Raw genomic sequence first — 21,246 nt, 5'->3', positions numbered from 1 at the left:
CGCCATGTCCAGGAAGCACCCGATCATCTCCATCACCGGCTCCTCCGGCGCCGGCACCACCTCGGTCAAGAAGACCTTCGAGCAGATATTCTTCCGCGAGAAGGTCAACGCCGCCTATATCGAGGGCGACGCCTTCCATCGCTACGACCGCGCCGAGATGCGCGCGCAAATGGCCAAGGAGGCCGAGCGCGGCAACAAGCATTTCAGCCATTTCAGCCCCGAGACCAATTTGTTCGAGGAGCTGGAGCGAGCGTTCCGCGATTACGGCGAGACCGGCACCGCGGTGACGCGGCACTATGTGCACGACGCCGAGGAATCGGCGCTGCACGGCGCAGCACCCGGCACCTTCACCGACTGGAAGCGGCTGCCGGAGAATTCGGATCTGCTGTTCTACGAGGGCCTGCACGGCGCCGTGGTCACGGACAAGGTGAATGTCGCGCGCTATGCGGATCTCAAGATCGGCGTCGTGCCCGTGATCAATCTCGAATGGATCCAGAAGCTGCACCGCGACCGCAGTGCGCGGGGCTATTCCACCGAGGCCGTCACCGACACCATTCTGCGGCGGATGCCAGACTACATCCACTACATCTGCCCGCAGTTCACCGAGACCGACATCAACTTCCAGCGCGTGCCGACGGTGGACACCTCCAACCCGTTCGTCGCGCGCTGGATTCCGACGCCGGACGAATCGATGGTCGTGATCCGCTTCAAGAACCCGCGCGGCATCGACTTCCCCTATCTGCTCTCGATGCTGCCGCAAAGCTGGATGTCCCGCGCGAACTCGATCGTGTGTCCGGGCGCGAAGCTCGACCTCGCGATGCAGTTGATCCTGACGCCGCTGATCATGCAGCTGATCGAGCGCAAGCGAAACCTGAAGTGAACGAGGAGAGAATCCGATGAACATCTCCGTCCACGCCGAAGCCGACCTCACGGCGGTCACGCACCACGATCTCGCCAACGCTGTCCGCTTCCTCGCGGTGGACGCCATCGAGACCTCGCAGTCCGGCCATCCCGGGCTGCCCATGGGCATGGCCGATGTCGCGACCGTGCTGTTCTCGCGCTTTCTGAAATTCGACTCGGCGCATCCGAACTGGCCCGACCGCGATCGCTTCGTGCTGTCGGCGGGCCACGGTTCGATGCTGCTTTATGCGCTGCTGCATCTGACCGGCGGCGATGTCAGCCTCGACGACATCAAGGCCTTCAGGCAGTGGGGCTCGAAGACGCCGGGCCATCCCGAATATGGCCATACGCCTGGTGTCGAGACCACGACGGGACCGTTGGGACAGGGCATCGCGACCGCCGTCGGCATGGCGCTCGCCGAGCGCATCGCCAATGCGCGGCATGGCGACGGCCTTGTCGATCATTTCACCTATGTCGTCGCTGGCGATGGCTGCCTGATGGAAGGCATCAGCCAGGAGGCGATCTCGCTTGCCGGCCATCTCGGGCTCGGCCGGCTGATCGTGCTGTTCGACGACAACGGCATCTCCATCGACGGCCCGACCTCCCTTGCCACCTCCGACGACCAGCTCGCGCGCTTTGCCGCCTCCGGCTGGTCGGTGCGCCGCGTCGACGGCCACGATCCCGAGGCCATTGCACGGGCGATCGCGGAAGAGCGTGAAGCGACGAAGCCCTCGTTGATCGCCTGTCGCACCATCATCGGCTATGGCGCGCCGGAACGGCAGGGCACCGAGAAGGCGCATGGCGCGCCGCTCGGCACCGACCAGACGGCAGCGGCGCGGCGGACGCTTGGTTGGGACTATCAGCCCTTCGTCGTGCCGATCCCGATTCAGAAGGCCTGGCGGATGATCGGGCAGCGCGGACAGCTCGACCGTCTCGCCTGGCTCGATCGCTATGAAAGCGCAACGCCCGAGCAGCGCGATCTGTTTGTCGAGGGCAAGGCCGTGGCTCTGCCCGCCGTCTATGCGCTGGCTGCGGCGAAACTGCGCGAGCGCTTTGCCGGCGAGCGGCCAAAGCTCGCGACGCGGCAGGCCTCGCAACAGGTGCTCGACGGTATCGCCGGAACGATTCCCGGCCTTGTCGGCGGCTCGGCGGACCTGACACATTCGAACCTGACGCATGCCAAGGCGCAGACTCCGGTCAAGAGCGGTGCGTTCACCGGCGATTACATCCACTACGGTATTCGCGAGCACGGCATGGCGGCTGCGATGAACGGCCTCGCGCTGCATGGCGGCTTCATCCCGTACGGCGGCACGTTCCTCGCGTTCTCCGACTACAGCCGGCCGGCGATCCGACTTGCGGCCTTGATGCGGCTGCGCGTGATCCATGTGATGACGCACGACTCCATCGGACTCGGAGAGGATGGCCCGACGCACCAGCCGGTCGAGCATCTCGCGGCGCTGCGCGTCATTCCCAACTTGCTCGTGTTCCGGCCGGCTGATGCCGTGGAGACGCTGGAGGCCTGGGACTGCGCGCTTTCGGCGGAGCATCGTCCGTCCGTGTTGTGCCTGTCGCGGCAGGCCTTGCCGACCTTCCGCAGCGATGCGCGCGGCAAGAACCGCGTGGCGCGCGGTGCCTACCTCGTTGTCTCCCCGGACGGCGGCCGCGACGTGACATTGATGGCGACCGGCTCGGAAGTCTCGATCGCGCTGGAAGCTGCCCGCCTGCTCGCGACCGAGCACATCCGGGCGGCCGTCGTCTCCGCACCCTGCTTCGCGCTGTTCGAGGAGCAGCCGGAAGACTACCGCGCCTCCGTGCTCGGCACCGCGCCGCGCGTCGGCATCGAGGCGGCGGTGCTGGGCGACTGGCCACGCTGGATCGGCGCCGACGGCGAGTTCGTCGGCATGCGCGGCTTCGGCGCCTCGGCGCCCGCGCCGGTGCTGTACCGCGAGTTCGGCATCACGCCGCAAAGCATTGCGGAAGCGGCCCGCCGGGCGATCGCCCGCAAGAGACAATAAGGAGGACGTCCCGTGGCCCGTATCACACTTCGCCAGCTGCTCGATCATGCCGCCAGCCACGGCTATGCCGTGCCGGCGTTCAACATCAACAACATGGAGCAAGGCATCGCGATCATGCAGGCGGCGGCCGAGGTCGACGCGCCCGTCATCATCCAGGCCTCGCGCGGCGCGCGCAGCTATGCCGGCGATCTCATGCTCTCGCACATGATCGACGCGCTGGAGCGGACCTATCCGGACATCCCGCTCTGCATGCATCAGGACCACGGCAATGACGAGGCGACCTGCGCCTCGGCCATCGCCCATGGCTTCACCTCGGTGATGATGGACGGCTCTCTCAAGGCCGATGCCAAGACCGCGGCGGACTACGACTACAATGTCGCGATCACCCGCAGGGTCGTCGATCTCGCGCATTGGGTCGGCGCTTCCGTCGAAGGCGAACTCGGCGTGCTCGGCTCGCTCGAGCATGGCGGCGGCGAGCAGGAAGATGGCCATGGCGTCGAGGGCAAGGTCAGTCACGATCAGCTCCTGACCGATCCCGACCAGGCCGTCGATTTCGTTCGCGCCACCCAGGTCGATGCGCTCGCGATCGCGATGGGCACCTCGCACGGCGCCTACAAGTTCAGCCGCAAGCCGGATGGCGATATCCTGGCGATGCGGGTGGTCGAGGAGATCCACCGCCGGCTGCCAAACACCCATCTGGTCATGCACGGCTCGTCCTCGGTGCCGCAGTCGCTCCAGGATATGTTCAACCAGTTCGGCGGCGAGATGCCGCAGACCTGGGGCGTGCCGGTGGACGAGATCGTCCGCGGCATCAAGAGCGGCGTGCGCAAGGTCAATATCGACACGGATTGCCGGTTGGCGATGACCGCGGTGTTCCGGAAGGTGGCCGCGCAAACGCGCTCCGAGTTCGATCCGCGCAAGTTCCTCAAGCCCGCGATGGACGCGATGCGCGAGCTCTGCCGCGACCGCTTCGAGCAGTTCGGCACCGCGGGTCATGCCAGCAAGATCAAGGTGATTCCGATGAGCGAGATGGCGCGGCGCTATCGCGCCGGTGAGCTCGATCCGCGCATTGGCACGCGTGAGCCGGTTGCGGCCTAATCAATTCAGAGAGAAGAGCAGGAGAGAGCCATGAATGCACATGCAGGAACCGTCCGCGGCAAAGAGCGCTATCGATCGGGCACGATGGAATACGCGCGCATGGGCTATTGGGAGCCCGAGTACACGCCGAAAGACACCGACGTCATCGCACTGTTCCGCGTGACTCCACAGGAGGGCGTGGATCCGATCGAGGCTTCGGCTGCGGTGGCCGGCGAATCCTCGACCGCGACCTGGACCGTTGTGTGGACCGATCGCCTCACCGCTGCGGAGAAATATCGCGCCAAGTGCTATCGCGTCGATCCGGTCCCGGGCTCGCCCGGCTCGTATTTCGCTTATATCGCCTATGACCTCGACCTGTTCGAGCCGGGCTCGATCGCAAACCTGTCGGCCTCGATCATCGGCAATGTGTTCGGCTTCAAGCCGCTCAAGGCGCTGCGCCTGGAAGACATGCGCTTCCCCGTCGCCTATGTGAAGACGTTCCAGGGGCCGGCGACCGGCATCGTGGTCGAGCGCGAACGCCTCGACAAGTTCGGCCGGCCGCTGCTGGGCGCAACGGTGAAGCCGAAGCTCGGTCTATCCGGACGCAACTATGGCCGCGTGGTCTACGAGGCGCTGAAGGGCGGGCTCGACTTCACCAAGGACGACGAGAACATCAACTCGCAGCCCTTCATGCACTGGCGCGACCGCTTCCTCTACTGCATGGAGGCGGTGAACCGGGCGCAGGCCGCCTCCGGCGAGGTGAAGGGCACGTACCTGAACATCACCGCGGGAACGACGGAGGACATGTACGAGCGCGCGGAGTTCGCGAAGGAACTCGGGTCGTGCATCGTCATGATCGACCTCGTGATCGGCTACACCGCGATCCAGTCGATGTCCAAATGGGCGCGGCGCAACGACATGATCCTGCATCTGCATCGCGCCGGTCACTCGACCTATACGCGGCAGAAGAGCCATGGCGTGTCGTTCCGCGTCATAGCCAAATGGATGCGGCTCGCCGGTGTCGACCACATCCATGCCGGCACGGTGGTCGGCAAGCTCGAAGGCGATCCCAACACCACGCGCGGCTACTACGATGTCTGCCGCGAGGACTTCAACCCGACCAAGCTCGAGCACGGCCTGTTCTTCGACCAGTCCTGGGCGAGCCTCAACAAGATGATGCCGGTCGCCTCCGGCGGCATCCACGCCGGCCAGATGCACCAATTGCTGGATCTGCTGGGTGAGGATGTCGTGCTGCAGTTCGGCGGCGGCACCATCGGCCATCCCATGGGCATTGCGGCCGGCGCGACCGCCAATCGCGTGGCGCTGGAAGCGATGATCCTCGCCCGCAATGAGGGCCGCGACTACGTCCACGAAGGGCCGGAGATCCTCGCCAGGGCGGCCCAGACCTGCACGCCGCTGAAGGCCGCGCTCGAGGTCTGGAAGGACGTCACCTTCAACTATCAATCCACCGACACGCCGGACTTCGTGCCGACGGCGCTGGAAACCGTCTGAGGAGATTTGAGATGAAACTAACTCAGGGCTGCTTCTCGTTCCTGCCCGATCTGACGGACGAGCAGATCACCAGCCAGGTGCAGTATTGCCTTGCCAACGGCTGGGCGGTGAACATCGAGTTCACCGACGATCCGCATCCTCGCAATACCTATTGGGAGATGTGGGGTCTGCCGATGTTCGATCTGCAGGACGCCGCCGGCGTGATGATGGAGCTCGCCGAGTGCCGCAGGGTGTACGGCGACCGCTACATCCGCATCAGTGGCTTCGATTCCAGCCACGGCTGGGAATCGGTGCGCATCTCTTTCCTCGTCAACCGGCCGAAGCACGAGGCGGAGTTCGAGCTGGTGCGGCAGGAAGTGGCCGGGCGCGCGATCCGCTACACCACCGTGCGAAAGCCCCCGGCCCACGCCTCTCAATAGCCGTTCTCCTCCGCGCGGAGCTCTCCCTGCTCCGCATCCTTGGCGGACCACTGCTTCGCCGCTCCCAGCGGCGAAGCTCTTTTCTTCGAGGTGCCGATGCTCGATGTTCCCCATGCAACGACGACCGAACAGAACGAGACTCGTTTCGATCTCCGCAAGGAGGCCGAAGCGGCCGGGATCACCGATACGCTGCAACAGCTCGATCAGGAGCTGATCGGGCTCAAGCCGGTGAAGGACCGCGTGCGCCAGATCGCCTCGCTGCTGCTGGTCGAACGTATCCGGCAGCGGGCCGGACTGGCCTCCGCGCCGCCGTCGCTGCACATGTCGTTCACGGGCAATCCCGGCACCGGCAAGACCACGGTGGCGCTGCGCATGGCCAAGATCCTGCACGGCCTCGGCTTCGTGCGGCGCGGGCAGGTGATTTCGGTGACGCGCGACGACCTCGTCGGCCAGTATATCGGCCATACCGCGCCGAAGACCAAGGAGATCCTGAAGAAGGCGATGGGCGGCGTGTTGTTCATCGACGAGGCCTATTACCTGCATCGTCCCGACAACGAGCGCGACTATGGCCAGGAATCGATCGAGATCCTGCTTCAGGTGATGGAGAACCAGCGCGAAGACCTCGTCGTGATCCTTGCCGGCTATGGCGAGCGGATGACGAGCTTCTTCGCCTCCAATCCCGGCTTCCGCTCGCGCATCGCGCACCACATCGAATTTCCTGACTATGCGGAAGCCGAGCTGCTCGTGATCGCTGAGTTGATGCTGAAGGAGCGCGGCTATCGCTTCTCGGCGGCCGCGCGCGAGGCTTTCGAGAAATACATTGAATTTCGCCGGGCCCAGCCGTTTTTCTCCAACGCCCGCTCGATTCGCAACGCCGTCGACCGCATTCGTCTGCGGCAGGCCGATCGCCTGGTGTCCGATCTCGACCGCATGCTCGATGTCGCCGACCTCGAAACCATTGATCCCGCGGACGTCCTTGCGAGCCGCGTCTTCAGCGGTGGCGCCGACGCGCGGAGTGCCAAGCCATGAGCGGAGACATCCTCATCGCCCCATCGATCCTGGCCGCGGATTTCGCCCGTCTCGGCGAGGAGGTCGCGGCCATTGATGCGGCCGGGGCCGACTGGATCCATTGCGACGTCATGGACGGGCATTTTGTGCCGAACATCAGTTTCGGGGCTGACGTCATCAAGGCGATCCGGCCGTTGACGAACAAGGTCTTCGACGTGCATTTGATGATCGCGCCGACCGATGCCTATCTCGAGGCGTTCGCGAAAGCCGGAGCGGACCTCATCACGGTGCACGCCGAAGCCGGCCCGCATCTCGACCGCTCGCTCCAGGCGATCCGCTCGCTCGGGAGGAAGGCTGGCGTCAGCCTTTGTCCGTCGACGCCGGAGGCGACGATCGAATACGTGCTCGACCGCATCGATCTCGTGCTGGTGATGACGGTCAATCCGGGCTTTGGCGGCCAATCTTTCATCGGGTCGCAGATCGAGAAGATCGAGCGGATCAGGACCATGATCGGCGAGCGGCCGATCCGTCTCGAAGTCGATGGCGGCGTCACGCGCGACAATGCCGCTGCCGTGGCCGCAGCGGGCGCCGATACGCTCGTCGCGGGTTCCGCCGTGTTTCGCGGCAGGGGCGCGGCTGAATATGCCGCCAATATTGCGGCCATTCGTGCCGCCGCCGAGGCCGGCCGAGTTCCCCACCTGCAAAACAGTTCTGCGCAGCGGATGCGTGTCAGTGATGGAGGCCGTAACCGGTAGACTACAGGAGGCCGAGCGTTCCTTGGCGCCATTTGGAACTTTGACCCGAGTACGCATTTCCCAGGAACGAGCCGAGCGAGGTTGGGCGCAGCGAATCTTTTGCACAATCGCCATCGGCCTGACGTAAATTAAGGCGATAACCTCGGCAGATGCGAGGGAGGGTCTCATGGAGAACGTACGTCGCTACCGGGCGCTGGCGTCCCTCTGTCGTCAGCAGGCGGCCTACCGGCCGCTCCAGACCTGGGAACTCCTTGGCCAGGCAGAACATTTCGAACACCTCGCCGAAGTCGAACTCAAGGCGCATTTCGACGCGTGCAATGTGCAACGCGACGGGGACGCTACCGCGCCCCCGCCATGGGAAGCTCCCGTCGCGGCGTAATGGCGCCAAGCCGGCTCGACTCAATGCGACATCAGCGTCGGCACTGTCATGGCCTCCAGCATGGCACGGGTGACGCCGCCGAGAACGCGCTCCTGCAACCGCGAATGGCCGTAGCCGCCCATCACCAGGAGATCGAGGCTTTCGTCGGCCGCCAGCGATAGGATGGTCGGCTGAATGTCGGCGCGCGCCGCCGACAGGCTGACCGTGCGGGTCGGCAGTCCGCGCCGGCCGAGATGTTTTGCCAGACTGCTCGCTGAAGCCTCGCCGGAGACGGCGTCGGCCTCGTTGATGGTGATGATCACGATCTCTGCGGCGCGCGCCAGGAACGTCGCTGCGTCGCGCACGGCGCGGGCAGCGAGGCGGCTGCCGTCCCAGCAGATGCCGATCCGGTTCGCCTTGAAGGCGCCACGGAAGGTGTAGGGCAGGAACAGCACCGGGCCGCCCGCTTGAAACAGGATCTCGCCCGGCACGTCGTTGTCAAACGCGCCCTGCGTCGGATCCGGCTGGACCACGATGCTGAGGTCGTGCAGTCGCGCCATCTCGCCGAGCGAGACGGCCGCATCCGCCGGGATCGCGCCGAGCGCATGGCAAGTGTAGGAGATGCCGGCGTTCGCCGCTTCGCTCCTGAACACCGCGAGCGCGGCCTCGGCCCGCTCCACGGCCCGCTCGCGCTCCAGTTCGAACACGGCCGCGACCGCCGCGCCGCCCTCCATCACGTAAGCTGCACTGGTTGCGACATAGCCGACCGCGACCGCGTCGAGATGGGCGTTGAGGTACGACGCGAGCGAAATCGAGCCCTCGATCGCAGACCGCATGGGACGTTCGGTGGGAATGTGGACGAGAATGTCTTTGTACATGGCGCGCCTCCGGTGGACCTCATAAGCGCAGTTTTTCACTGCGCGAAGCGCCCGTGTTGAGCTGCATCAAATGGGCGGCGACGATCTGCCTGCTGCGTCCGCCCTCCCGTTCTTTGCCGAGATTTAATCGAATGGACGGGACGCCGTAAGGTGGCAGCGACCATGTTGAGGGCAAGGCGACACCAGCTCAACATGGATATTTCGACATGAACGATCGCGTCAATTCCGACACCACCACGTCCCGCAAGATCTTGAGGCCGCGCCGGCTCGCGCTGCTCGGCACCGTGGCCGCGCTGGGCGTGGCCGCCCTGTCAATGGCGCCAGGCTCCGCGCCGTTCGGTACGAACTCCTTCATTGCGCCGGCTCAGGCTGCGGAAGCCGCCGCAACGCCGCCGGGCTTCGGCGATCTGGTCAGCAAGGTTAAACCCGCGGTGATCTCGGTGCGGGTCAAGATCGACCAGGACAACGACAAGACCGCGATGCTGCAGCAGAACCGGATGGATTCGGACGAGGATACGCCGTTCGACCAGTTCTCGCGACAGTTCGGCTTCCGCTTCCCGGGCGGCATGAACGGCATGCCGCGCCAGCGCCATCAGATGATCACGGGTGAAGGCTCCGGCTTCTTCATTTCCCCCGATGGCTATGCCGTGACCAACAACCACGTCGTCGACCACGCCGAGTCCGTGCAGGTGACGATGGATGACGGCACGACCTACACTGCGAAAGTCGTCGGGACCGATCCGAAGACCGATCTCGCGCTGATCAAGGTCGATGGCAAGAAGGACTTTCCGTTCGTCAAATTCTCCGACCAGAAGCCGCGTATCGGCGACTGGGTGGTCGCGGTCGGCAATCCCTTCGGTCTTGGCGGCACTGTGACCGCGGGCATCGTCTCGGCCAGCGGCCGCGATATCGGCAATGGTCCCTATGACGATTTCATTCAGATCGATGCGCCCATCAACAAGGGCAATTCCGGCGGCCCGGCCTTCGACATGAACGGCAACGTGATCGGCGTGAACACTGCGATCTTCTCGCCCTCGGGCGGCTCGGTCGGCATCGGCTTCGACATTCCCGCCTCGACCGCCAAGCTCGTCGTCGCGCAATTGAAGGACAAGGGCGTGGTCACCCGAGGCTGGCTCGGCGTGCAGGTGCAGCCCGTGACATCGGAGATTGCCGACAGCCTCGGCCTCAAGGAGGCGCGCGGGGCGATCGTCGACAATCCGCAGGATGGCAGCCCGGCGGCGAAGGCCGGCATTGAGGCGGGGGACGTCATCACCGCCGTCAACGGCACCACGATCAAGGACTCTCGCGACCTCGCGCGCACCATCGCCACCTTGGCGCCGGGCACGTCCGTGAAGCTCGATGTCTTCCGCAAGGGCGACAGCAAAACGGTGACCCTCGCGCTCGGCGAGCTGCCGAACGAGCGGCAAGCCAAAGGAAACGGCAATGCCGACGAGGGCAGGGGGCAGCCGAATGCCGGCGCGCCGCGCCTCGGCCTCAGTCTGGCGCCGGCAGGTGACGTCCAGGGCGCGGGCCAGAAGGGCGTCGTCGTCACCGAGGTCGATCCGCAAGGGCCGGCGGCACAGCGCGGCATTCAGACCGGCGATGTCATCCTCAATGTCGGCGGCAAGGCGGTCGCCAATGTCGGCGACGTCCGTTCGGAGCTGGCGCAGGCCAAATCGTCGGGCAAGCGCAGCGTGCTGTTGCAGGTGAGAAGCGCGGAGGCGACAAGATTCGTCGCAGTTCCGCTCGCGTAGAGTCGCGCGTATCGAGCGACGCAGATCAAAAAAGGCGGCCCTCAGGCCGCCTTTCCTGTTCCGCCTCGAAGTTCCCGTTGGGTTATCGATAACATTCTCGTTAACACAGGAATGGTGAAGCAGTTCGTCCGAAAAAGCCGTGTTCGTTGATCACAGTTCCAGCACCGCTGCGACAAAGGAGTCGCAAGGTGGGTTGCAGTCGTGGAACTCGAACTTGCCGCCGCTTTGTGGAACTTGCCGGCGGTTCGCATTTGATCGGTGCCGACATGGTTCGATTGAAGCTCTCGCGGAGGAGTGCACTGCTCACAGCGTCATTGGTGCTCTGGGGCGGAAACGCGCTCGGACGTGACGACGGCCGCTACGCGAACTCCCCTCTAAAACCATGGTTCGACAGTCTGCGCAGCCAGCTCGGTCCGTGCTGCTCGGATGCGGACGGATTTGCCGTCGCCGATCCCGACTGGGAGTCGCATAACGGGCGTTACCGCGTGCGTCTGGACGGGCAGTGGATCGAGGTGCCGGACGAAGCCGTCATCACCGAGCCGAACCGGGCCGGCCGCACCATGGTGTGGCCGGTGAAGACGGCGTTCGGGATTTCGATCCGTTGCTTCATGCCGGGCAGCATGATCTGAGACGGGTCAGCGTCAGCGCTTGCTGGATTTGCGCTTCGACGACTTCTTAGACGACTTGCTTGACTTAGACGATTTTCTCGACGTCTTCTTGGCACTCTTCCGCTTCGATGCCTTCTTCGGGACCTTCTTGCCCTTCTTGCGCGCCTTCGACAGTCCGATCGCGATTGCCTGCTTGCGGCTCTTCACGCGGCCGCCGCGTCCCCCGCGCCCGCTCTTCGCGGTACCCTTTTTGTAGCGCCGCATCTCGCTTTCGACATCGCTGCCGGAGCTGCGTGAGTAGCGACGTTTCTTTGCCTTACGTGCCATGCATGTTCTCCCTTGGCGAAGGAGAACCACACGGCTCAGCCATGGTTCCGGCAGCGCGTACACAACGTGCAGGCGCGCGACGCAGCCTAGAAGGAGTTCGCTAGCTCGATCTCCGCCTCCAGCGCCTGGATGCGCCGTGCGGCCTCACCGAAGGACAGGTCCCGTGCAAACTGGGCGGGCTGATAGGCCTCTTCGCTCAGCCGCTTCAGCCTGAGACCCTGCGCCCGCGTCATCTGCTCGCCAAGAAAAACCCTGGCGTCGTATTTACCCTGAACCTGCATCTGTTTTCTCCGTTCTGAAATCGTGACTTGACTATATGTTCTTATTTTGTTCTAATAAACCATGGACAACAGAATTAATGAAATTCGACGTAAAATCAGAGTCTTGAGGCTAGAAATGGCCGACGTCGAGGCGTCGGTGCGCGATCTCGTCGAGCGCGACCGCGACTGTACGGAAAGGGCCCTGGCGCAGATGGATCTGCGCCGGAGAATCAACCTCCTGATCGGCGAATGGAAGGCAGCTGGTGGCAGCGACGTTCTGCCTGACGTCCGCGACCGGGTGCGCCTTCGTCCCGCGAAGACGGGCGGCAATCCCGTGCGCGCGAGCGGGCCCCGCTGATCAGGGAGCGGGCGGTGGAAGAGGATCCGGACGCGTATCGGATTTGAAACTGCGCCCGAGTACCAAGAGAAAGGGCCCCGCAATGGGCGGAGCCCTCGATGGATTCCAGGGAGTGGCCTATTTGGTGTTGGTCATGCCGCCCTTGTTCGTCATGGTGCCACCCTGATCGGAGCCGGGGCCGGAGCCGCCTTGGCCGGAAGGATCAGCACCCTTGGAGGACTTGGTGTTGGCGCCGGTGGTCTGCGACGATGACATCGAGGATCCATGCTTGGCCTTGTGTGACTTGGCCTGCACGGCGAACGGCGCGGCGGCAAGGCCGGTTGCCAACATTACGGCGAGAGCGAGCTTGGTCGTCTTCATGCGGGAAACTCCCTGAGTTAATTTGACGCAGGCAGCCAACCGCTCTTCGCCGCAGGAGTTCCCGACAAAGCATCTCCTGCGGGTCACGCGCGCTTCAAGATTGCTTGTCCTCGTCAATGATGAAGACGACGCCAGTGAGCGTCGCACCGATCGCGAACGTCGTCACCAAGGTGAGAGTGAAGACCAGAATGGCCTGGCTTCCGCCGTTATTGAGCAGGTTGGCCACGGCTGGATTGGACAGAACCAGCATGAGGCTGAAGGTGAGGCCGAGGGCCGCGCCCATCATTGCCTGCGTCAGCAGCTTGATAAGTCCGCTGGCAGAGATCAGCTCAGACGACTTATTCGTGCGCATGGGAGTGCATCCCGAATTGGCATGCAAACACCCGCGTGATTGTCTGGTTCCATTCGGTTGAAATAATTGTCATCGCCCGCTTCATCCGACGTTCATGCCGGGCTTGCGAGGATGAGCGCCATCAAAACGGGAACATGGATATGGGTAAGGTAGTCTTTCTTTACCGCTCGCTGGCCTATCGCAACGCGGCTGCGGACATTCTGCGCAAGGCCCGCAGGCTTCCGCGCGGAGCAGAACGAAGCGCGGCGCGCCGCTACGCCAGGGCCCTGCGCGATCTCGCACGGACGGAAGCCTGGCTGGAAGGGCGGGTCCCGCGCGAACCGCGGATGGCCCAGCACATGACGAGCGCGGCGTCCGGTTAACCCGATGCGCGCTGCAATTCTGCGGAGCCGCCGCTGTCGAACTTGCCGGGTCCGGCCGTGGCCGTCTTGCGCGTCAGAGGCACCTCCAGGCGGCACAACAGGCCCTCGGCGCGCCAATCGAACTGCGCCTGTCCGCCAAGCTGGGACTCAACGCTCGCAAGCAGGCTCCGCGTACCGAAGCCGCGAGATTTCGGTGCCATGACCAGCGGACCGCCGGATTCCTCCCAGCTCAGCGTGAGCAGCTCGTCCTCGACCTGCCAGTCGATCGCGAGCTGCCCAGATCGAGTCGAAAGCGCGCCATACTTCGCCGAGTTGGTGAAGAGCTCGTGCAGCGCGAGCGCCAGCGTCTGGGCCGTCGCCGGCAGCAACTGAACCTCGGGACCCGACAATCTGATCTGGTCGCCGAGCGAATAGGGCGCAAGCTCCTCGTCGATCAGCCTGGAGAGCTCGGCGCCCTGCCAGCTCGACAGCGACAGGATGGTGTGCACGCGCGCCAGTGCATTGATGCGTCCCTCGACGGCGTTGACGTAGTCCTTGACCTCGTCCGCCCGGGTGAGGCGCACGATCGACTGCGCCAGCGCCAGCGCGTTCTTGGCGCGATGATCGACTTCCCGCGCCAGGAGATTCTGCCGCTCCTCGGCGCGTTTGCGTTCGGTGATATCGACGGTGACGCCGCTGACGCGCACCACGCGCCCGCTCTGGTCGACCGTCGCCGCCGCCGTGCCGACGCACCAGCGCACCTCGCCGTCGGGCCGCACAATGCGGAACTCAGTTTCATAGGCGCGCGTGCCCTTGTTGAATTCGGCGATCGCCTTGCGCAACTGATCGACGTCATCGGGATGCAAAAGCGCCTGGACGTTGGCCGGATTGACCTCGAAACGCTCCGCGCTGACGCCGAAGATGCGGTACTGCCCCTCGTCCCACATCCAATCGCCGCTGACCCAGTCCCAGTCCCAGGACCCCATCTTTCCGGCAGCGATCGCCATGCTGCGCCGCTGCTCGCTCTCGCGCAGCTTCGCGGTGGAGCTCTCCAGTTCCGCGGTGCGTGCGCGGACGCGGTCCTCGAGCTCGTGGTTCAGCCGTTCGAGCTCGCGCGTCTTGCGGTAGAGCTCGGCAAACACCTTGATCTTGGCGCGCAGCACCTCCGGCACGACCGGCACCGGCACGTAGTCGACAGCGCCCATCTCATAGCCGCGCAACCGGTCGATGTCGCTGACCTGGATGGCCGAGATGAAGATCATGGCGGTCTTCTGGAAACGCGGATGCTCGCGGATCATCGCGGCGAGCTCGAAGCCGTCGAGCTCGGGCATGCAGACGTCGACCAGGATCACCGCGATCTCGGTCTTGAGCAGCACCTCCAGCGCCTCTCGCCCCGAGGAGGCGATCACGAGGTTCTCGCCGAGATCCTTCAGGATCACCTCATAGGCGAGCAGCTTGGCCGGCTGATCGTCGACGAGCAGGATGTTGACCTTTTCCTGGTCCATATGCGGGCCCAACTCAGCGGTGCAGCCACATGCGGATCGCAAGCAGCAATTGGTCGGTGTTGACCGGCTTGGCGAGGTAATCGGACGCGCCGGCTTCGAGGCATTTCTCCCGGTCGCCCTTCATCGCCTTGGCGGTCAGCGCGATGATCGGAAGACGGGCGAAGGCCGGGTTCTCGCGGATCACGCCGATGGTCTGATAGCCATCCATCTGCGGCATCATGATGTCCATCAGCACGATCGCGATCTCCGGATTGGATTCGACCAGTGTAATAGCCTCGCTGCCGGTCGTCGCCGTCAGCACTTTCATGCCGCGTCGTTCCAGCACGCTCGACAGGGCAAAGATGTTGCGGGCGTCGTCGTCGACGAGCAGGGCGGTCTTGCCGATCAAGTCCTCGTCGGAGCTGTTCAACTTCTCCAGCATACGCTGCTTCTCGATCGGCAGCTCCGTGATCACGCGGTGCAGGAACAACGCGGTTTCGTCGAGCAGGCGTTCCGGCGATTCCACGCCCTTGACCACGATGCTGCGCGCCATGGTGTGGAGTTCCGCGTCCTCCTCCGCCGAAAGCTCGCGGCCGGTGAAGACCACGACCGGGATGTTCGACAGTCGCTCGTCGTTGCGGATCTGGTCCAGCACCTCGAAGCCGCTCATGTCGGGCAGCCGGAGATCGAGCACCACGCAGTCACACGGCTGCTCGCGCAGCGTCGAAAGTGCCTCAGCGCCGGTGGCCGTCGACACGATCTCGATGTCGTCGTGGTACAGCAGCTCGCGGATAGAAAGCTGCTCGGCCTCGTTGTCCTCGACGATCAGCAGCCGCTTGCGCCGCGGCCGCGCATATTCCTTGATTTGCGTCAGCGCGGCCGCGACGCCTTCAGGCGTGGTCGGCTTGTTGACGAATGAGAACGCGCCACGCGCCAGCGCATGCTGGCGGTCTTCGTCGAGCGTGATGATCTGCACGGGGATGTGGCGGGTCAACGGATTGTGCTTGAGCTGGCTCAGCACGGTCCAGCCGAGCATGTCGGGCAGGAACACGTCGAGCGAGACTGCTCTCGGCTGATACTGCTTGGCGAGCTCCAGCGCCTCCGCGCCCCGCGCGGCGACCAGAACCTTGAATCCCTTGTCGCGCGCGAGGTCGACCAGCACACGCGCGTAATGCGGGTCGTCCTCGACGATCAGGAGGATGCTGTCGCCAGGCTCGAGGTTCAACCGGTCGTCGGGAAGCTGCTCGATGACGCGCTGCTGCTCCGGCGCGGCCGGCTGCAGCGCAGGCGGCTGGCTGTATTGCTGCGGCGCCGGCGCGGCCCGCGGCGCGAGCGTCGGGCCGGAATATTTCAAAGGCAGATAAAGCGTGAAGGACGAGCCCTTGCCCGGTGTGCTGCGGAGATGGATCTCGCCTCCGAGCAGGCTCGCGAGTTCGCGGCTGATCGCGAGCCCGAGGCCGGTGCCGCCGTATTTCCGGCTGGTGCCGGCATCCGCCTGCTGGAACGCCTCGAAGATCAGTTTCTGCTTCTCCAGGGGAATGCCGATACCGGTATCGGACACTTCGAAGGCGATCACGGCCGGCGCGGAATTCAGCACCGGGTGATCCGTCCCCCAGCCGCCGATCGCGCCGGCGACCTTCAGGCGCACCTCACCTTCGGCGGTGAACTTGAAGGCGTTGGACAGCAGGTTCTTCAGGACCTGTTGCAGACGTTTGGAGTCGGTGACGATGCTGCGTGGCAGGTTCGGATCGACGTCGATCTTGAACGACAGATTTCGGTTATCCGCCTCGTGCCGGAACGGGCGGCCGACGGTCTCGAGCAGGTTTGCGGTCAGGATCTCCTCGGCGTCGACCGTTACCGTGCCGGACTCGATCTTGGAGAGATCGAGAATGTCGCTGATGAGGTTGAGCAGGTCGGTGCCGGCGCCATGGATGGTGCGGGCAAATTCGACCTGCTTTGCCGAAAGGTTGCCATCCGGGTTGTCGCTGAGCTGTTGTCCGAGGATCAGGATCGAATTCAGCGGCGTGCGCAGCTCGTGGCTCATATTGGCGAGGAACTCGGACTTGTATTTCGAGGTCAGCGCAAGCTCGGTCGCCTTCTCCTCGAGCGCGCGGCGAGCCTGCTCGATCTCCTGGTTCTTGCGTTCCACCTCGACGTTGCGTTCGGCGAGCTGCTGCGCCTTCTGCTCGAGCTGGTCGTTGGTCTGCTGCAATTCCCGCTGCTGGGTCTGCAGCTCGCCGGCGAGCTGCTGCGACTGCTTGAGCAGGCCTTCGGTCTGCATCGTCGCCTCGATTGAGTTCAGAACGATGCCGATGGAGTCGGTGAGCTGTTCCAGGAACGTCATCTGCGAGGTCGTGAAGGAGACGAGGGAGGCGAGCTCGATCACGGCCTTGACCTGGCCTTCGAACAGGACAGGCAGCACGACGAGGTTTTTCGGTGCGACGCGGAACAGCGCCGAGTTGATCGGCACCACGTCGGACGGAATGTCGGAGACCATGCGCGGCCGCTTGTCGAGGGCGCACTGGCCGATCAGGCCTTCGCCGAACTGGAGCACGCGCTGATAGGGATAGATACCGTCGCTGGCGTAGGACGCGAGCAGAAGCAGCTGGGAATTGTCCTCGTTCTCGACCTGGTAGATCACGCCGGTATGGGCGTTCACCAGCGGCGACAGCTCGGTGAGCAGCAGCCGGCCGACGGTGGTGAGATCGCGCTGGCCCTGGAGCATGTTGGTGAACTTGGCGAGGTTGGTCTTCAGCCAGTCCTGCTCGGTGTTCACGTCCGTCGTCAGACGGAGATTCGTGATCATCGTGTTGATGTTGTCTTTCAGCTCCGCGACTTCACCGCGGGCGTCGACCTGGATTGATCGCGTCAGGTCGCCCTTGGTCACGGCGGTCGCCACTTCCGCGATCGCGCGCACCTGCGAGGTGAGGTTGGCAGCCAGAAGGTTCACGTTGCCGGTGAGATCCTTCCAGGTGCCGGCAGCACCCGGCACGTTGGCCTGGCCGCCGAGCCGGCCTTCGACGCCGACCTCGCGCGCAACCGACGTCACCTGGTCGGCGAAGGTCGCGAGCGTCTCGGTCATGTTGTTGATGGTGTCGGCGAGAGCGGCGACCTCGCCGCGCGATTTCATCGTCAGGTTCTGCTTGAGGTCGCCGTTGGCGACCGCAGTCACCACCTTGACGATGCCGCGTACCTGCTCGGTCAGGTTCGCAGCCATCAGGTTCACGGTGTCGGTGAGGTCCTTCCAGGTGCCGGCGACACCAGGCACCTGTGCCTGGCCGCCGAGCTTGCCCTCGGTGCCGACCTCGCGCGCCACGCGCGTCACTTCGCCGGCGAAGGCGTTGAGCTGGTCCACCATGGTGTTGATGGTGTTCTTGAGCTCGAGGATTTCGCCCTTCACGTCGACGGTGATCTTGCGGGACAGGTCGCCGCGTGCCACGGCCGTTGTCACTTCGGCGATGTTGCGGACCTGCGTGGTGAGGTTCGCCGCCAAGAGGTTGACGTTGTCGGTGAGATCCTTCCAGGTGCCGCCGACGCCGGGCACGACGGCCTGACCGCCGAGCCGGCCTTCGGTACCGACCTCGCGTGCGACGCGCGTGACTTCGGCGGCGAAGGAGCGGAGCTGCTCGACCATGGTGTTCAGCGTGTCCTTCAGGAGAAGGATCTCGCCGCGCACGTCTACCGTGATCTTCTTCGATAGGTCGCCGCCGGCGATCGCGGTCGCGACCTCGGCGATGTTGCGGACCTGGGCCGTCAGGTTCGAGGCCATGAAGTTGACGTTGTCGGTGAGATCCTTCCAGGTGCCGGCGACGCCGGGCACTTCGGCCTGGCCGCCAAGCTTGCCTTCGGTGCCGACCTCGCGCGCCACGCGCGTGACCTCGCCGGCGAAGGCGTTGAGCTGGTCCACCATGGTGTTGATGGTGTTCTTGAGCTCGAGGATTTCGCCCTTCACATCCACGGTGATCTTGCGGGACAAGTCGCCGCGCGCCACGGCGGTCGTCACTTCGGCGATGTTGCGGACCTGGGCGGTGAGGTTGCCCGCCATCGAATTGACGCTGTCGGTGAGATCCTTCCAGGTGCCGGCGACGCCGGGCACGTTGGCCTGACCGCCGAGGCGTCCTTCGGTGCCGACCTCGCGCGCCACGCGTGTCACCTCGCCCGCGAAGCGGTTGAGCTGGTCGACCATCGTGTTCAGCGTGTCCTTGAGCTGAAGGATCTCGCCGCGCACGTCGACGGTGATCTTGCGCGACAGGTCGCCGCCGGCGATCGCGGTCGCCACTTCCGCGATGTTGCGGACCTGGGCGGTCAGGTTGCCCGCCATCGAGTTCACGCTGTCGGTCAAGTCCTTCCACGTGCCGGCAACGCCGGGTACGTCGGCCTGGCCGCCGAGCTTGCCGTCGGTGCCGACCTCGCGCGCCACGCGCGTGACTTCACCGGCAAAGGCGTTGAGCTGGTCGACCATCGTGTTCAGCGTTTCCTTCAGCTGAAGGATCTCGCCCGACACGTTCACCGTGATCTTCTTCGACAGATCGCCCTTGGCGACCGCAGTTGCGACCTCGGCGATGTTACGGACCTGGCCGGTGAGGTTCGAGGCCATCGAGTTGACGCTGTCGGTGAGATCCTTCCAGGTGCCGCCGACGCCGCGCACGACGGCCTGACCGCCGAGCTTGCCTTCGGTGCCGACCTCGCGGGCGACGCGCGTGACTTCGCCGGCGAAGGCGTTGAGCTGGTCCACCATGGTGTTGATGGTATCTTTCAGCTCCAGAATTTCGCCACGCACGTCCACGGTGATCTTCTTCGACAGGTCGCCGCCGGCGACCGCCGTCGTCACCTCCGCGATGTTGCGGACCTGGGCCGTCAGGTTGGAGGCCATCGAGTTGACGCTCTCGGTGAGGTCCTTCCAGGTGCCGGCGACGCCGAGCACGTTGGCCTGGCCGCCGAGCCGGCCCTCGGTGCCGACCTCGCGCGCGACGCGCGTGACTTCGCCGGCGAAGGCGTTGAGCTGGTCGACCATGGTGTTGAGCGTCTCCTTCAGCTGAAGGATCTCGCCGGAGACGTTCACCGTGATCTTCTTCGACAGGTCGCCGCTCGCGATGGCGGTGGCGACGTCGGCGATGTTGCGGACCTGCGCGGTCAGGTTCGAGGCCATGAAGTTGACGTTGTCGGTGAGGTCCTTCCAGGTGCCGGCCACGCCCGGCACTTGGGCCTGGCCGCCGAGCTTGCCCTCGGTGCCGACCTCGCGCGCGACGCGCGTCACTTCCGAGGCGAACGAGTTGAGCTGGTCCACCATCGTGTTGATGGTGTCCTTCAGCTCCAGGATCTCGCCGCGCACGTCCACGGTGATCTTGCGGGAGAGGTCGCCGCGCGCCACGGCGGTGGTGACGTTGGCGATGTTGCGGACCTGCGCGGTGAGGTTGCCGCACATCGCGTTCACGGAGTCGGTCAGGTCCTTCCAGGTGCCGGCGACGCCGGGCACGATCGCCTGGCCGCCGAGCTTGCCGTCGGTGCCGACCTCGCGCGCCACGCGCGTCACTTCGGAGGCGAAGGAGCGGAGCTGGTCCACCATCGTGTTGATGGCTTCCTTGAGCTGGAGGATCTCGCCGCGGACGTCGACGGTGATCTTCTTGGAGAGGTCGCCGTTGGCGACTGCGATCGTCACCTCGGCGATGTTGCGAACCTGGTTGGTCAGGTTGTTCGCCATCGAGTTGACGCTCTCGGTCAGGTCCTTCCAGACGCCGGTCACCTCAGGCACCTGGGCCTGACCACCGAGCTTGCCCTCGGTGCCGACCTCGCGCGCCACGCGCGTCACCTCGGAGGTGAACACGCCGAGCTGCTTGATCATGGTGTTGACGATGTTCGCCGACTGCAAAAATTCGCCGCCGAGCGGACGGCCATCGACGTCGAGCTTGACGGTCTGGAGCAGGTCACCTTGTGCGACGGCGGCGACCGCGCGTGTGACCTCGCGCGTCGGCCACAGCAGGTCGTCGATCAGCGTGTTGACCGAACCTTCCATGTCGGCCCAGGAGCCTGAGGCGAGGCCGAACTTGACGCGCTGGCGGGTCTTGCCCTCGCGCCCCACCACCTGGCCGACCAGCTCGAGCTGCTGCGCCATGCGCTGGTTGGCGGCGATGATTTCGTTGAGAGTGTCGGCGATCTTGCCGTCGATACCAAGGTAGTCGCCACTCATGCGCACCGAAAAGTCACCGCTGCGCATCGCCTGCAAGGCGAGCAACAGTTCCGCCCGGGAATCCGGATCGGACGTACCGTTGGTTTTTGGCTTTGGGACGCGCCGACCGGAGCGTGACGCAGTTCCGGGATCGAGGTCGCTCATACTGATTCCCCCGCAGACGTCGGCCGAATCCGCGGCACGACGCGTTTGGTCGAAATGAAATAGAGCGTCAGCCAAATTCGAAATCAAGCGCCAACGTGTGGCGCGAGGAAATGGAACCCGCCTTGCTCAGCCCGGCTGAACTAACGAGG

At 64.7% G+C, this 21,246-nt stretch carries 19 protein-coding genes; 12 read left to right on the top strand and 7 right to left on the bottom strand.

Annotated features, from left to right (window positions below; all coding sequences use genetic code 11):
• Positions 1-4: 4 nt before the first annotated feature.
• From ACM42_RS24025 to ACM42_RS23990, 8 genes are all read left to right on the top strand, one after another.
• Positions 5-880, top strand: coding sequence for a phosphoribulokinase (locus ACM42_RS24025; protein ID WP_271530240.1), 876 nt, complete (start codon positions 5-7; stop codon positions 878-880).
• A gap of 16 nt (positions 881-896) precedes the next feature.
• Positions 897-2,915 carry a transketolase gene (gene tkt / locus ACM42_RS24020; RefSeq protein ID WP_271530239.1) on the top strand — a complete coding sequence of 673 codons (2,019 nt, stop codon included), beginning with the start codon at positions 897-899 and terminating at the stop codon, positions 2,913-2,915.
• A 12-nt stretch (positions 2,916-2,927) separates the two neighbouring features.
• Positions 2,928-4,013, top strand: coding sequence for a class II fructose-bisphosphate aldolase (fba, locus tag ACM42_RS24015; RefSeq protein WP_271530238.1), 1,086 nt, complete (start codon positions 2,928-2,930; stop codon positions 4,011-4,013).
• A 30-nt stretch (positions 4,014-4,043) separates the two neighbouring features.
• Positions 4,044-5,504: a form I ribulose bisphosphate carboxylase large subunit gene (locus tag ACM42_RS24010; protein ID WP_271530236.1), complete on the top strand. Its 1,461-nt coding sequence runs from the start codon at positions 4,044-4,046 to the stop codon at positions 5,502-5,504.
• Positions 5,505-5,515: 11 nt separating this feature from the next.
• Positions 5,516-5,923, top strand: coding sequence for a ribulose bisphosphate carboxylase small subunit (locus ACM42_RS24005; protein ID WP_271530235.1), 408 nt, complete (start codon positions 5,516-5,518; stop codon positions 5,921-5,923).
• A 96-nt stretch (positions 5,924-6,019) separates the two neighbouring features.
• Complete coding sequence (gene cbbX / locus ACM42_RS24000; protein ID WP_271530234.1) at positions 6,020-6,952, top strand: CbbX protein; 933 nt, start codon at positions 6,020-6,022, stop codon at positions 6,950-6,952.
• Positions 6,949-7,686, top strand: coding sequence for a ribulose-phosphate 3-epimerase (rpe, locus tag ACM42_RS23995; protein ID WP_271530233.1), 738 nt, complete (start codon positions 6,949-6,951; stop codon positions 7,684-7,686). Before cbbX ends, rpe begins: the two co-directional genes overlap by 4 nt.
• A gap of 166 nt (positions 7,687-7,852) precedes the next feature.
• Positions 7,853-8,065 carry a hypothetical protein gene (locus tag ACM42_RS23990; protein ID WP_028176951.1) on the top strand — a complete coding sequence of 71 codons (213 nt, stop codon included), beginning with the start codon at positions 7,853-7,855 and terminating at the stop codon, positions 8,063-8,065.
• Between the two features lie 20 nt (positions 8,066-8,085).
• Here ACM42_RS23990 and ACM42_RS23985 read toward each other — a convergent pair whose 3' ends face one another.
• Positions 8,086-8,922: a universal stress protein gene (locus ACM42_RS23985; protein ID WP_271530232.1), complete on the bottom strand. Its 837-nt coding sequence runs from the start codon at positions 8,920-8,922 to the stop codon at positions 8,086-8,088.
• 206 nt (positions 8,923-9,128) lie between these two features.
• Here ACM42_RS23985 and ACM42_RS23980 point away from each other — a divergent pair, with 206 nt between their 5' ends.
• A complete protein-coding gene (locus ACM42_RS23980; protein WP_271530231.1) occupies positions 9,129-10,676 on the top strand; it encodes a Do family serine endopeptidase in 1,548 nt (515 codons plus the stop codon).
• A gap of 266 nt (positions 10,677-10,942) precedes the next feature.
• The gene (locus tag ACM42_RS23975) at positions 10,943-11,305 is read left to right on the top strand and encodes a hypothetical protein (protein ID WP_271530230.1); all 363 of its coding nucleotides are present in this window, start codon (positions 10,943-10,945) and stop codon (positions 11,303-11,305) included.
• Between the two features lie 12 nt (positions 11,306-11,317).
• On the opposite strand, the gene ACM42_RS23970 is transcribed toward ACM42_RS23975, so the two are convergent.
• Entirely contained in the window at positions 11,318-11,611 is a 294-nt protein-coding gene (locus ACM42_RS23970; RefSeq protein ID WP_028176955.1) for a DUF6496 domain-containing protein, read from the bottom strand.
• An 86-nt stretch (positions 11,612-11,697) separates the two neighbouring features.
• Positions 11,698-11,892 carry a DUF3072 domain-containing protein gene (locus ACM42_RS23965; RefSeq protein ID WP_028176956.1) on the bottom strand — a complete coding sequence of 65 codons (195 nt, stop codon included), beginning with the start codon at positions 11,890-11,892 and terminating at the stop codon, positions 11,698-11,700.
• A 115-nt stretch (positions 11,893-12,007) separates the two neighbouring features.
• Between ACM42_RS23965 and ACM42_RS23960 the strand changes: the two genes are divergently transcribed.
• Entirely contained in the window at positions 12,008-12,229 is a 222-nt protein-coding gene (locus ACM42_RS23960) for a hypothetical protein (protein ID WP_271530229.1), read from the top strand.
• Positions 12,230-12,346: 117 nt separating this feature from the next.
• On the opposite strand, the gene ACM42_RS23955 is transcribed toward ACM42_RS23960, so the two are convergent.
• Entirely contained in the window at positions 12,347-12,589 is a 243-nt protein-coding gene (locus ACM42_RS23955) for a hypothetical protein (protein WP_028176958.1), read from the bottom strand.
• A 94-nt stretch (positions 12,590-12,683) separates the two neighbouring features.
• A complete protein-coding gene (locus tag ACM42_RS23950) occupies positions 12,684-12,941 on the bottom strand; it encodes a hypothetical protein (protein WP_271530228.1) in 258 nt (85 codons plus the stop codon).
• 140 nt (positions 12,942-13,081) lie between these two features.
• Here ACM42_RS23950 and ACM42_RS23945 point away from each other — a divergent pair, with 140 nt between their 5' ends.
• Entirely contained in the window at positions 13,082-13,303 is a 222-nt protein-coding gene (locus tag ACM42_RS23945) for a hypothetical protein (protein WP_271530227.1), read from the top strand.
• Here the strand turns inward: ACM42_RS23945 and ACM42_RS23940 are convergent.
• Both ACM42_RS23940 and ACM42_RS23935 read right to left on the bottom strand, forming a co-directional pair.
• Positions 13,300-14,787: an HWE histidine kinase domain-containing protein gene (locus tag ACM42_RS23940; protein WP_271530226.1), complete on the bottom strand. Its 1,488-nt coding sequence runs from the start codon at positions 14,785-14,787 to the stop codon at positions 13,300-13,302. The two genes, ACM42_RS23945 and ACM42_RS23940, sit on opposite strands and share 4 nt — an antisense overlap.
• A 13-nt stretch (positions 14,788-14,800) precedes the next feature.
• Positions 14,801-21,097 carry a HAMP domain-containing protein gene (locus tag ACM42_RS23935; RefSeq protein WP_271530225.1) on the bottom strand — a complete coding sequence of 2,099 codons (6,297 nt, stop codon included), beginning with the start codon at positions 21,095-21,097 and terminating at the stop codon, positions 14,801-14,803.
• Between the last annotated feature and the right edge of the window lie 149 nt (positions 21,098-21,246).

This window comes from Bradyrhizobium sp. CCBAU 25338 (assembly GCF_028128965.1).
GTDB lineage: Bacteria > Pseudomonadota > Alphaproteobacteria > Rhizobiales > Xanthobacteraceae > Bradyrhizobium > Bradyrhizobium liaoningense.
This window is presented reverse-complemented; position numbering and strand designations above follow the sequence as displayed.